Raw genomic sequence first — 13,032 nt, 5'->3', positions numbered from 1 at the left:
CATGATCTTCTCCCGAAGACCGCAGCTACCCTATTGCCTTGGCACCAACGCCAACGCGCGGATCGGGCTGCCGGTGCCGTGCTCGATCTTGAGCGGCGCCGCGATCAGGATCGCGCCTTTCGGCGGCAGCCGGTCGAGGTTGCAAAGGCTGGCGAGACCGTAGCGGTTAGCCTTGTGCATCAGGCTATGCGCCGGGAACGGCGGCTCCATTCCCCCTGCTTTTCCAGCATCCGTGCCGATCGTCTCGCTGCCCCAGCCCTTGATGTCCTTGCTAATCAGATACTGGATGGCTTCGGCGGTCGGGCCAGGCGTGTGCGGTCCGGTCTCATTGGCGTTGAGGAACTCGGCTTCCGAGCCGTTGCGCTTATACCAGTCGGTGCGCATCACCACCCACTCGCCGGGGTTGATAGCGCCATGTTCGGCTTCCCATGCCTTGATGTGATCGACGGTGAGCAGGAAATCGTGATCGGCTGCCGCTTGCTTGGAACAGTCGATGACGTTGACGGGTCCGACGAAGTTCTGCGCCGGAATGGTGTCGGTGGCGCCGTCCGGATAATCCTTGCCGGTGATCCAGTGGTTGGGCGCGTCGAAATGCGTGCCCGAATGCTCCCCGAGCTTGAGCCAGTTCCACGCCCACCACGGACCGTTCTTGTCATAGGCGGAGATGGCGTGGATCTCGATCTTCGGCGTGTCGACCGCCAGTTCCGGCGGCAGCTTGATCAGCGGTGTGTCGGGCCCGAGCGGCGCCGTCAGGTCGACCACCTGAATGGCGCCTGAAAGCAGCTGGCCGGCGACTTCGCCTAAAAGTTGTTGTGTGTCCATGGTCTCTGTTCCCTCTTTCTCGATGGTGCTGAAGGCTCTCGCGGCCCTTAATATCCTACTAGACGAAAACATATGCATCTGCAATTATCTTTAAGCATAAAGGAAATGGGACGGGGCGTGAGCGAGTTCGACGCCATATTTGTCGGGGCAGGCCACAACAGTCTGGCATGCGCCGCGCATCTGGCGCTCAAAGGCTGGAAAACCGCAGTTTTCGAGCGTAATGCAACGATCGGCGGCGCCGTTCAGACGCGCGAATTGACGCTTCCGGGCTTCCGGCACGATTTCGGCGCGATGAATCTCAGCCTGTTCGCCGGCTCGGCCTTTCACAAGAAATATGCAAATGAATTGAAAACCCACGGGCTGGAATTCGTGCCGGTGGCCGACTGTTTTGCCAGCGCCTTCCCCGACGGTCGCTGGTTCGGCGTCAGCAGCGACCTGGAAGTGACCGCCTCGCGCATGGCCGCTTTTTCCGACGCCGACGCACAGACATGGCGCCGTCTGGTTGCGGCATTCCCGGCGGAGGCCGAGCATCTGTTCCGGCTGCTGGGCTCGCCGATGAGCGGCCGTGCGCTCGCCGGCACCGCCTGGAACCTCTGGCGCAAGAAGGGTTTTGCCGGCGCGCTCGATACAGGTCGGTTGCTGCTTTCGTCACCCCGCGCCTGGCTCGAGGATACTTTCGAGTCACCGCATGTCAGGGCGACGCTGGCCACCTGGGGCATGCATCTCGATTTCGCGCCTGACATCGCCGGCGGCGCGGTGTTCCCTTACCTCGAATCCATGGCCAACCAGTGCTTCGGCATGGTGCTCGGCAGAGGCGGCGCCGACACGATTATCCGCGCTTTGTCGGGCATGCTCACGGCCGCCGGCGGCAAGATCGTCACTGGGGCTGATGTCGCCGAGATCACGGTTTCGGCCGGCAAAGCGACCGGCGTGCGGCTCACTTCCGGCGAGACCCACACCGCCACCAAGGCCGTCATCGCCGGTGTCGCGCCCAAGGCGCTGACCGGGAAACTGTTGCCTAACGGATCCGGCGACACCGGCTTCGACACGGCCGTGAAAAAATTCCGCCACGCGCCGGGGACGTTGATGATCCATCTGGCGCTCGACGACCTGCCGGACTGGCGCGCCGGTGCCGAGCTTCGGCAGTTCGCCTATGTGCATCTGTCGCCGTCGCTCGATGCCATGTCCTGGACCTATCAGCAGGCGATGTCAGGGGTGCTGCCGGACGAACCGGTGCTGGTCGTCGGCCAGCCGACGGCCGTCGATCCCTCGCGCGCGCCGGACGGCAAGCACGTACTTTGGGTGCAGGTGCGCATGCTGCCAGCCGAGATTGCAGGCGATGCGGCGGGCACGATCGCGGTGGCTCACTGGGACGAGGCTAGGGAGCACTACGCCGAGCGCGTCCTCGACATTATCGAGCGCTATGCGCCCGGCCTTCGTCGGAAGATCCTCGGCCGCGCCGTGTTCTCGCCCATCGACCTCGAACGCGAGAACCCGAACCTTGTCGGCGGCGACCAGATCTGCGGCAGCCATCATCTGGCGCAGAATTTCCTGTTCCGGCCGGCGCGCGGTTACGCTGGCTGGAACACGCCGGTCGGCAATCTGCACCTGACCGGGGCGGCAACATGGCCCGGCGCCGGCACCGGGGCGGCGTCGGGCTTCATGCTCGCGCAACAACTTGGCGGGAGGTAGGCTCCATTTTTCATCTAGGGTGAAGGAGGACAAGGCGCGGTTGCCCAAGGAGCCTAAACCCACCGATTGACAACGACACCGCGCATAAAAGCAACAGGGGAACGACCATGACAATCAACAGACGAGAATTGCTCGGATATGGCGCGGCCGCACTTGGCGCCACGGCGCTCGGCCTGCCGCAAATCGCCAGGGCTGCCGGCGAACTGACCATCGCCTACAATGTCAATTTGCCGTCCTGGGACCCGACCACCGGGCCTTCAGCGGTCAACCCGACCATCCAGGGTCTGTACCAGTCGGTGTTCGACCAGTTCATCCCGCAGAAGCCGGATCTTTCTTTCGCGCCCGGCCTGCTCACCGAATGGGGCTGGAACGAGGGTCGCAGCAAGATCATGATGACGGTGCGCGAGGGCGTCACCTGGCATGACGGCTCGCCATTCACGGCCGAAGACGTGGTCTGGTCGCTGCAGCGGGCGGGCGATGAAAAAACCGGCAACCCGATCCAGTTCGTCTGGAAGAACGTCAACAACTTCAAGATCGACGGCGACAAGATCACCGGCGACGTCGTGCAATTCGACCCGGTGTATTTCAAGTGGATGTCGTTCCTGACCGGCTACATCATGCCGAAGGCCTATTACGAAAAGGTCGGCGCCGAGGGTTTTGAGAAAGCCCCGATCGGCACCGGGCCCTACATGGTCGACAAATTCGAGCGCAACGCCTTCCTGCGGCTCAAGGCCAACCCGAACTACTGGGGCAGCAAGCCGGCCTTCGAGAACGTAACCATCAAGTTCGTTACCGATGCGGCGAGCCGCGTCGCCGAGATCGAGTCCGGTTCCTCGCAGGTGACCCTCGAGGTCCCCTATGAGGAATATGACCGCCTGATCGCCAAGGATGGACTTGCCGGCTCATGCAAGAACGTTTCCGACATCGGCATGATCTTCTTCAACGACATCGACGTGATGCTGGACAAGAACGTGCGCCAGGCGGCGGTGATGGCGGTCGACAAAAAGCTTTTGGTCGACCGGCTGCTGCGCGGTTACGGCCAGCCCATCGATACGCTGGAGACGCCGGAATACGCGGCCTACGATGCGTCGATCAAGGTGGAGCACAATCCGGACAAGGCCAAGGAACTGCTGGCCGCCTCCGGCTATTCGCCAGAAAAGCCGGTCAAGTTCACGATACAGACGACGAAGGGCTTCAAGCCCAAGGATTACGAGATGATCCAGGCGATCGTCGGCATGTGGCGCAAGGTCGGCATCGAGGCGACGATCGAGGTCTACGAGATCGCCAAGCACTACGAGCTGCGCGCCGCCGACAAGCTGGCGCCGGCGGCCTTCTACAATTGGGGCAATGCCATCGGCGATCCCACCACGTCGACCGGCTTTGCCATGTATGGCCCGAGCCCGCACTCGGTGTGGGACAGCCAGGACCTGATCGACATGATCAACCCGCTATGGGGCGAGAAGGACGAGGCCAAGCGCATTGCCGGCTGGAAGGCCGTCGACAAATATATCGCCGAACAGGCCTATGTGCTGCCGCTGATCCAGTATGCGCAGCCGATCGTGCATGCCAAGGGCGTCAATGTCGTGCAGCATGTGTCGGGCGCACTTCTGCCGGCGCTGATGAGCCCGGCCTGAGACAGTCTTCGGCTTGTCGCGCGCCGTCCGGAATGACGGCGCGCATTTTCCGCCACGGGCGACCATGCTGCTGCAAAGATTCCTGATCCGTCTTCTGACGATGGCGATCACGCTGTTCGGCGTGGCCGTCGTCGTCTTCGTCGTCATCCGTGTCGCGCCAGGCGATCCGATCGCGATGATGCTGCCGCCCGGTGCAACCGATGCCGACATCGCGCGTCTGCGCGCGCTTTACGGGCTGGACAAGACCATCGTCCAGCAATTTTTCATCTGGCTGGCAGGTGTCGTCAGGGGCGATTTCGGCACTTCGATTTCGCTCCGGCAGGATGTTCTGGGCCTGGTCTTCAACCGCCTGCCGGCGACGCTGGAACTCGCGATCGTCGCGCTTGTGATGGCGCTGGCGATCGGCGGCACGACGGCGATCCTCGGCGCGCGCGAACGCGGCACCGCGGTCGAAGCCGGCATCGACATTGCCAGCGGTGCGGCACTCTCGATTCCCGATTTCCTGTGGGGCCTGGTGCTGATCCTTCTGTTTGGCGTGCTGGTGCCCATCTTCGACATTTCTGGCCGGGTGTCGCCGCAGCTCGACCTGCCCTTCGCCACGCAATTCTATCTGTTCGAAAGCATCGTCCGGCTGCGCTTCGACCTGACCAGGGACCTGCTGGCACACATGCTGATGCCGGCGATTGCGCTGGCGCTGCCGCTGGCCGCGATCATCTCGCAGCTGCTGAAACAGTCGCTGAAGGAAGTGCTCGACCTCGACTACGTCGTGCTGGCGCGGGTAAAGGGCTTTTCGGAAACGCAGGTCATCCTGCGCGAGGCGCTGAAGAACGCGGCCCTGCCGACGCTGACGCTGGTCGGCGTGCAGTTCACCTTCCTCATCGGCGGCACGGTCATCGTCGAACGACTGTTTTCCTATGAAGGTCTCGGCAACATGGCGATCGATGCCGTCATCAACCGCGACCTGCCGCTGATCCAGGGCATCGTGCTGGTCTTCGCGCTGCTGTTCGTGCTGATCAACCTTGCCGTCGACATGATGTACGCCCTGCTCAATCCGAGGCTGCGCCATGGATGAGGCCCGCATTTCGAGACATGGCTCGCGGGCACGCCTGTGGCTGGCCGGCGGCTGGCTGCTGATTGCGCTGCTGGCCGCGATTTTTGCGCCGTTGGTCGCACCGCAGGACCCGCTGGCGCAGGATTTGATGCTGGAGCGGCTGCCGCCTTTCTGGATTGATGGCGCCGAGCCCGGCTACTGGCTCGGCACCGACAGCCTCGGCCGCGATCTTCTGTCACGGCTGATCTTCGGTGCCCGTATCGCCTTCATCGTCGCCTTCGCGGCAGCCTTTGCCGCCTGCCTGGTCGGCTCGACGCTCGGCCTGATCGCCGGCTATTTCGGCGGCTGGGCCGACCGCATCATCTCACGTATCGTCGATGTCTGGATGGCGTTTCCGCCGGTGCTGTTTGCCATCCTTCTGGTCGCCGTGCTCGGCACCGGCTTGAGCTCGGTTATCATTGCCATTGCCGTCATCGACTGGACGCGCTTCTGCCGGGTGATCCGCGCCGAGACGATGGGCCAGTCGCGCATGGACTATGTCGAGAACGCCCGCATCGCAGGCTACGGCCGCATCGGCATCATGCTGCGCGAAGTGCTGCCCAATGTGGTGCCGTCGATCGTCGCGCTGCTGTCGCTGGAGATGGGCATTGCCGTCATCGTCGAGGCGATCCTGTCCTTCGTCAATCTGTCGATCTCGACCGACGACCCGACCTGGGGCGGCATCATCGCCGAGGGTCGCCTGTCGATCCATCAGGCCTGGTGGGTGCTGGTGTTCCCGCTGGTCACCCTGATCCTGACGGTGCTGTCGTTCAGCCAGTTTGGCGAGGGCCTCAGGGCACGTTTCGATCCGGTGCTGCGATGAACGCGCAGGCGAAACCCTGCCTCGACATACGCAGCCTTAGCGCGGTGCTGCCTAATGGCTTGCGCGTGCTGCGCTCGGTGTCGCTCGCCGTCGAGCCCGGCGAGGTGCGCGCGCTGGTCGGCGAGAGCGGCGCCGGCAAGACGATGATCGGCAAGGCGGTGCTTGGCGTCCTGCCTTCGAGCGTGCGCATCGTCGAAGGCGATATGCTGTTCGAGGGCGAGGACCTCGGCAAGCTTCAGCCAAAGGCAAGGCGCACGCTGATCGGCGCGCGCACGGCGCTGATCCCGCAGGATCCGCTTACCGCGCTCAACCCGTCACGCCGCATCGGCCCGCAGATGACCGACCGGCTGGTGCGCATCCTCGGCTGGAGCGGCGAGAAGGCCGATGCACGCATCCGCCGATTGCTGGACGAGGTGCAGATCCGCGACCCCGAGCGTGTCCTCAAATGCTATCCGCACGAGCTGTCCGGCGGCATGCGCCAGCGCGTGCTGATCGCCGCGGCGTTTGCGGCCGAACCAAGGCTGATCGTCGCCGACGAGCCGACCACGGCGCTCGACGTGACGGTGCAGAAGCAGATCCTGCGGCTGATCGCGCAGCTGCAGCGCGAGCACGGCACGGCGATCCTGTTCGTTACCCATGATCTCGGCGTCGTCGCCAAGATCAGCCAGAAGGTCTCGGTGCTCTATGCCGGCAAGGTGGTGGAGGAGGCCGAAACGGCCGCTCTCTTCGCTGCCCCGCAGCACCCCTACACGCGAGCGCTGATGGCCGCGACTCCGCGCTACACCGATCCCTTCGCTTCGCTGAAACCCGTGGACGAGGCGGTACTGGCCGGGCTAGCCGCGGAGATCGCCGCCGCCGATCAGGCCTGGAGGCGCCCGCATGGCTGAGCCGCTGTTTTCCGTGCGTGGGCTGAAGGTCGCGCTGCCCGACATGACGCGCAAGCCGCTGATCGGCCGCGCGCCCTTGGCCGAGATCCTGAAAGGGCTGGATTTCGACCTGCCAAAGGGATCGGTGACCGGCATCGTCGGCGAATCCGGCTCCGGCAAATCGACGCTTGGCCGCGCCTTAGTGCGGCTTCTGGAGCCGAGCGCCGGCAAGGTCATCTTCGACGGCCGCGACATCACACACCTGCCTGAGGCCGAGCTCCGGCCGCTGCGCCGCAATCTGCAGATGATCTTCCAGGATCCGATGTCGTCGCTCAACCCGCGCCGCACCATCTTCAGCATCATCGCAGCACCGCTCAAGCAGAACGGGCTTGGCGACAATCTCAGGGATCGTGTCGCGGAGGCGTTGCAGCGCGTCGGCCTGCCGCAAGGCTTCGCCAGCCGCTATCGTCATGAATTGTCGGGCGGCCAGCGCCAGCGCGTCGGCATTGCCCGCGCGCTGGCGCTGTCGCCGAAATTCGTGCTGGCCGACGAAATCGTCTCAGGCCTCGACGTGTCGACGCAGGCACAGATCCTGACGCTGCTGGAAAAACTCGCCGCCGAAATGGGCCTGACCGTTGCCTTCATCAGCCATGACCTGTCGGTGATCCGGCGGCTCTGCCGGCAAGTGATCGTCATGCGCGAAGGCGCGATCGTCGAAGCCAGCGCGACCGACGCTTTGTTCGAGCAGCCGCAGCAGGGCTACACGCGCGATCTCCTCGCCGCCATTCCGCTGCCCGAGATCGATGATGCCTGGCTACTTCCCGCCGCAAAGGCGCCGGCATGAAACACAATCCTATTCGCACGCTAAAGAGCGGGCCTCAGGCGTGCACCCGGCAAAATGTCCCGCGATGGAGGATGACTGACATGAAGAATGCAATCCGCTACGCAGTGCTCACCGCCACCGTGCTGGGAGGCATCGGCACGGCTTACGCCAGTTCCATTCCCGGCATGCGTGGCCACGACCACACCGGCGTCACCGTCCCCGACATGGAGCAGGCGGTCGATTTCTTCACCGAGGTGGTTGGCTGCAAGAAGGCGATGTCGTTCGGCCCGTTCGCCGACGACAAGGGCACATTCATGCAGGATCTGCTGGGCGTCGATCCCAAGGCGGTGATTGAGGAGATCACCCTGGTCCGCTGCGGACACGGGTCGAACATCGAGCTGTTCAAATACACCGCGCCGGACCAGAAGGACCTGACGCCTCGCAACAGCGACATAGGCGGCTTCCATATCGCCTTCTATGTCGACGACATCGCCGCCGCAAAAGCCTATCTTGACGGCAAGGGCGTCAAGACGCGGATGGGACCGCTGCCGGTTACCGAAGGCCCGGCCGCCGGCCAGACCATCCTCTACTTCCAGGCGCCCTGGGGCTTGCAGTTGGAAGCGATCAGCTATCCCAATGGTATGGCTTATGAAAAAGATGCGGAGACGGTGCTGTGGAGCCCGAAGAACCCGGAAAAATAGCCCGGGGCGTCCCTGGCCTGCGCAAGCCGACTGCCGGCAAGCTGGGTTTCTGGGGCGGATTGTTTCAATCCTGAAACTTTAAGCTTGAATTAATCCGTCTCAGGCGTAAACTCGACAAACAGAAGCGAAGAGGAGATCGCACGATGAAAGTTGCGGTTCTCGGCGGCGGACCAGCCGGGCTCTACTTTGCAATCTCGCTGAAGCTCAGGGATGCCGCGCATGAGGTCACGGTGTTCGAGCGCAACCGTGCCGATGATACGTTTGGCTGGGGCGTCGTGCTGTCGGCCGAAACGCTGGAGAACCTGACCAAGAACGACCCGGTCAGCGCCGTCTGGATCCGCAAGCATTTCGCCTATTGGGACGATATCGCCGTCATCCATGACGGCGTGCGCACGGTCTCGACCGGTCACGGCTTTTGCGGCATTGGCCGCAAGCGGCTGCTCACGTTGCTGCAGCGGCGGGCGCGCGAACTCGGCGTCAAGCTGGTCTTCGAAACCGACATCGCCGATCCCAAGCCATATATGGAGACGCACGAGCTGGTTGTCGCCGCCGACGGGTTGAACTCGAAAGCGCGGGGCGCCTTCGTCGACGTGTTCAAGCCCGATATCGACATTCGTAGATGCAAGTTCGTCTGGCTCGGCACCCACCAGAAATTCGACGACGCCTTCACGTTCATCTTCGAAAAGACCGAGCATGGCTGGGTGTGGGCGCATGCCTACCAGTTCGACAGCGATACCGCGACCTTCATCGTCGAATGCAGCGAGCAGACCTGGCAGCGCTTCGGCTTCGGCGCGATGTCGCAGCAGGAATCGATTGCCGTCTGCGAGCGCATCTTTGCCCGTCATCTCGGCGGCCACGCGCTGATGACCAACGCCAATCATATCCGCGGCTCGGCGTGGATCAATTTCCCGCGCGTCTTGTGCGAACGCTGGTCCTACACGAACCTGGCGCTGATGGGCGACGCGGCGGCGAGCGCGCATTTCTCGATCGGTTCCGGCACCAAGCTGGCGCTGGAAAGCGCGGTGGCGCTGGCCGACTATGTCGAGTCCGAGCCAGACCTCGAGGCCGCCTTTAGCAAATATGAGGACGCCCGCCGCACCGAAGTGCTGAAGCTGCAGTCGGCGGCGCGCAATTCGCTCGAATGGTTCGAGGAGGTCGAGCGCTATCTCGGCCTCGATCCGGTGCAGTTCAACTATTCGCTGCTGACGCGTTCGCAACGCATCAGTCACGAAAATTTGCGGCTGCGCGATGCCGAATGGCTGGCCGGCGCCGAGGAGTGGTTCCAGCGCCAGGCCGGCGCCGGGGGCAACAATCTGCGTCGCGCGCCGATGTTCGCGCCGTTCCGGCTGCGCGGCATGGCGCTGCAGAACCGCGTCGTCGTCTCGCCGATGGCGCAGTACAAGGCGGTCGACGGCTGTCCGACCGATTGGCATTTCGCCCATTACGCCGAACGGGCCAAGGGCGGCGCCGGTCTCCTCTACATCGAGATGACGTGCGTCAGCGCGGAGGGCCGCATCACGCCTGGCTGCCCCGGTTTCTATGCGCCCGAGCATGAGGTCGCCTGGAAGCGGCTGGTCGAGTTCGTCCATGCCGAAACCGAGGCCAAGATCTGCGCCCAGATCGGCCATTCCGGTGCAAAGGGGTCGACCAGGCTCGGCTGGCAGGGAACCGACGTGCCGCTGCCCTCAGGCAATTGGCCCGTCATGGCAGCGTCTTCCGTGCCGTGGTCGCGGGAAAACCAGGTGCCGAAGGCGATGGACCGCGCCGACATGGATATGGTGCGCGGCCAGTTTGTCGCTTCGGCCGAGATGGCGGCGCGCTGCGGCTTCGACATGCTCGAAATCCACGCCGCGCACGGCTATCTCCTGTCCTCCTTCATCACGCCCTTGACCAACCGGCGCACCGACTCCTATGGCGGCTCGCTGGAAAACCGCATGCGCTACCCCTTGGAAATCTTTCATGCGGTGCGCGCCGCGTGGCCGGCCGAGAAGCCGATCTCGATGCGCATCTCCGCCAATGACTGGCTGGGCATCGAAGGCGTGACGCCGGCCGATGCCGTAGAGATCGCGCGGCTGCTGCATGAGGCCGGCGTAGACATCTGCGACGTATCGGCCGGCCAGACGTCGGCCGTGGCAAGACCGGTCTATGGCCGCATGTTCCAGACGCCGTTTTCCGATCGCATCCGCAACGAGGTCGGCATGGCGACGATGGCGGTCGGCAATATCTATGAGCCGGACCACGTCAACTCGATCCTGATGGCGGGCCGCGCCGATCTCGTCGCGCTGGCTAGGCCGCATCTTGCCGATCCGTATTGGACGCTGCACGCAGCTGTCACGCTTGGCGATCGCGGCGTCAAATGGCCGGATCCCTATCTGCCCGGCCGCGACCAGCTCTACCGGGTGGCCGAACGCGAAGCGGCAGCGGGGTTGAAAGTATGAGTGCCGCGGTGACGATTTCGCGGCGTCATGCGCTGGTCACCGGCGGCGGCTCCGGCGTCGGCCGCGCGATCGCGCTGGCGCTGGCCGGCGCGGGCGTTGACGTGACCATCTGCGGCCGGCGCGTGGAGCCGCTTGCCGAGGTCGCCGCGGAGAACAAGTCCATCTTCGCCATTGCCGCCGACGTCACCGACGAGACGTCGATGGCGTCGCTCTACGAGGCCGCGGAAGCGGCACGCGGAGCGTTCGACATCGTCGTTGCCAATGCCGGTATGTCCGGCAGTGCCCCGGCGCAGCGGACCTCGCTGGCAGACTGGCAGCGCACGCTCGACGTCAACTTGACCGGTGCGTTCCTGACGGTGAAGCCGGCGTTGGCCGGCATGGCAGTGCGCAAGACTGGCCGTATCATCTTCGTCGCTTCCACCGCCGGACTGAAAGGCTATCCCTATGTCGCAGCGTACGTTGCCGCCAAGCATGGCGTCGTCGGCCTGATGCGGGCACTCGCCGTCGAGACCGCTAAGTCCGGCATAACAGTGAATGCCGTGTGCCCAGGGTTTGTCGAAACCGAGATGCTGGAGAGCACCGTCCAGCGCATCGTCCAAACGACCGGCCGCTCGTCCGAGCAGGCACGGACAAGCCTAGCCGCGACCAACCCGCAAGGCCGCTTCATCCAGCCGGAAGAAATTGCGGCCGCGGTACTTTATCTGTGTGGCGACGCCGCCCGGTCGATTACCGGACAGACGATTTCGATCTCCGGAGGTGAGACATGGTAGCCGGTCCCCTGCCCGCCCCGTCCGGACCCGGCAAGGACCGCCTGCGGCTGTGGATACGCCTGCTGCGCGCCTCGCGCACCATCGAGGCCGAGCTGCGCGAACGACTGCGGCAAGAGTTCAACACAACGCTGCCACGCTTCGACGTGATGGCCGCGCTCTACCGCGCGCCGGAGGGCATGCTGATGAGCGATCTTTCGCGCTTCCTGCTGGTGTCCAACGGCAATGTCACCGGCATCATCGACCGGCTGGTCTCGGAAGGGTTGGTGATGCGGGCCCGACGCAATGGCGACCGCCGCACCTCGATGGTGCGGCTGACGGAAGAGGGATCGAAGATTTTCGCCGTGATCGCCGCCGCGCATGAGAAATGGGTCGGCGAGTTGCTGGGCAATGTGAGCGAGGATGAGGCGCGCCGGCTGACCGGCATGCTGACCTCCTTCCGCAGCAATTGGGAGGGACGGGAATGACGAAGCTGGCCGGCCGCAAGCCGAAGGATTTCCTCTGGCAGGTCGAAGGCAAGATCGCAAAGATCCGGCTCGATCGACCGGAGCGCAAGAACCCGCTGACCTTCGACAGCTATGCCGAATTGCGCGACATATTTCGCGATCTCGTCTATGCCGACGATGTCGACGCGGTGGTGTTCCTTCCCAATGGCAGCAATTTCTGCTCGGGCGGCGATGTCCACGAAATCATCGGCCCACTGGTCAAGATGGACATGAAGGCGCTGCTCGCCTTCACCCGCATGACGGGCGATTTCGTCAAGGCGATGCTGAATTGCGGCAAGCCGATTATTGCGGCGGTCGATGGCGTGGCGGTCGGCGCCGGCGCGATTATCGCCATGGCCTCCGATATCCGCATCGCCACGCCTCAAGCCAAGACAGCATTCCTTTTTGCGCGCGTCGGCCTTGCCGGCTGCGACATGGGGGCCTGCGCGATCCTGCCGCGCATCATTGGCCAGGGCCGCGCCGCCGAGCTGCTCTATACCGGCCGCACGATGAGTGCCGAGGAAGGCGAGCGCTGGGGCTTCTACAACCGGCTGGTCGATACCGCAACGCTTGAGGCCGACGCGCTCGACATGGCCGCGCGCATCGTTTCCGGCCCGACCTTCGCCCATGGCATGACCAAGACGCAGCTGAACCAGGAATGGTCGATGGGTCTCGACCAGGCGATCGAAGCGGAAGCGCAGGCGCAGGCGATCTGCATGCAGACCCGCGATTTCGAGCGGGCGTACACGGCTTTCGTGGCCAAGGAGAAGCCGGTGTTCGAGGGAAATTGAGATGATCGCTTCCACGCTGGCGGGACAGCACCCTCCTCTGGCCTGCCGGCCATCTCCCCCTCAAGGGGGGAGATTGGATATCAGGCCCGCTTTCGCCAAT

At 64.0% G+C, this 13,032-nt stretch carries 12 protein-coding genes; 11 read left to right on the top strand and 1 reads right to left on the bottom strand.

Annotation, left to right across the window (positions count from 1 at the left end; genetic code table 11):
• Positions 1-30: 30 nt before the first annotated feature.
• Positions 31-822 carry a cyclase family protein gene (locus tag NKJ81_RS11320; RefSeq protein WP_352540480.1) on the bottom strand — a complete coding sequence of 264 codons (792 nt, stop codon included), beginning with the start codon at positions 820-822 and terminating at the stop codon, positions 31-33.
• Positions 823-939: 117 nt separating this feature from the next.
• Between NKJ81_RS11320 and NKJ81_RS11315 the strand changes: the two genes are divergently transcribed.
• From NKJ81_RS11315 to NKJ81_RS11265, 11 genes are all read left to right on the top strand, one after another.
• A complete protein-coding gene (locus NKJ81_RS11315; protein WP_352540479.1) occupies positions 940-2,514 on the top strand; it encodes a phytoene desaturase family protein in 1,575 nt (524 codons plus the stop codon).
• Positions 2,515-2,621: 107 nt separating this feature from the next.
• A complete protein-coding gene (locus NKJ81_RS11310) occupies positions 2,622-4,148 on the top strand; it encodes an ABC transporter substrate-binding protein (RefSeq protein ID WP_352540478.1) in 1,527 nt (508 codons plus the stop codon).
• 64 nt (positions 4,149-4,212) lie between these two features.
• A complete protein-coding gene (locus tag NKJ81_RS11305; protein ID WP_352540477.1) occupies positions 4,213-5,220 on the top strand; it encodes an ABC transporter permease in 1,008 nt (335 codons plus the stop codon).
• Positions 5,213-6,061, top strand: coding sequence for an ABC transporter permease (locus NKJ81_RS11300; protein ID WP_352540476.1), 849 nt, complete (start codon positions 5,213-5,215; stop codon positions 6,059-6,061). Before NKJ81_RS11305 ends, NKJ81_RS11300 begins: the two co-directional genes overlap by 8 nt.
• Positions 6,058-6,948 carry an ABC transporter ATP-binding protein gene (locus NKJ81_RS11295; RefSeq protein WP_352540475.1) on the top strand — a complete coding sequence of 297 codons (891 nt, stop codon included), beginning with the start codon at positions 6,058-6,060 and terminating at the stop codon, positions 6,946-6,948. The genes NKJ81_RS11300 and NKJ81_RS11295 overlap by 4 nt, the downstream gene beginning before the upstream one ends.
• The gene (locus NKJ81_RS11290) at positions 6,941-7,771 is read left to right on the top strand and encodes an ATP-binding cassette domain-containing protein (protein WP_352448550.1); all 831 of its coding nucleotides are present in this window, start codon (positions 6,941-6,943) and stop codon (positions 7,769-7,771) included. Before NKJ81_RS11295 ends, NKJ81_RS11290 begins: the two co-directional genes overlap by 8 nt.
• An 80-nt stretch (positions 7,772-7,851) precedes the next feature.
• Complete coding sequence (locus NKJ81_RS11285; RefSeq protein ID WP_023676837.1) at positions 7,852-8,451, top strand: VOC family protein; 600 nt, start codon at positions 7,852-7,854, stop codon at positions 8,449-8,451.
• 143 nt (positions 8,452-8,594) lie between these two features.
• Positions 8,595-10,889, top strand: a complete 2,295-nt coding sequence (locus NKJ81_RS11280; protein ID WP_352540474.1) for a bifunctional salicylyl-CoA 5-hydroxylase/oxidoreductase — start codon at positions 8,595-8,597, stop codon at positions 10,887-10,889.
• Positions 10,886-11,659: an SDR family NAD(P)-dependent oxidoreductase gene (locus NKJ81_RS11275; protein ID WP_352470008.1), complete on the top strand. Its 774-nt coding sequence runs from the start codon at positions 10,886-10,888 to the stop codon at positions 11,657-11,659. Before NKJ81_RS11280 ends, NKJ81_RS11275 begins: the two co-directional genes overlap by 4 nt.
• Positions 11,653-12,123 (top strand): MarR family winged helix-turn-helix transcriptional regulator, encoded by a 471-nt coding sequence (locus NKJ81_RS11270; protein ID WP_023676834.1) that lies wholly within the window; start codon positions 11,653-11,655, stop codon positions 12,121-12,123. The genes NKJ81_RS11275 and NKJ81_RS11270 overlap by 7 nt, the downstream gene beginning before the upstream one ends.
• On the top strand, positions 12,120-12,932 hold the full coding sequence (locus NKJ81_RS11265; protein WP_352540473.1) for an enoyl-CoA hydratase family protein: 813 nt from the start codon (positions 12,120-12,122) through the stop codon (positions 12,930-12,932). Before NKJ81_RS11270 ends, NKJ81_RS11265 begins: the two co-directional genes overlap by 4 nt.
• Positions 12,933-13,032 lie beyond the last annotated feature (100 nt).

Source organism: Mesorhizobium sp. M0018 (genome assembly GCF_040323955.1).
Classification (GTDB): domain Bacteria; phylum Pseudomonadota; class Alphaproteobacteria; order Rhizobiales; family Rhizobiaceae; genus Mesorhizobium.
This window is presented reverse-complemented; position numbering and strand designations above follow the sequence as displayed.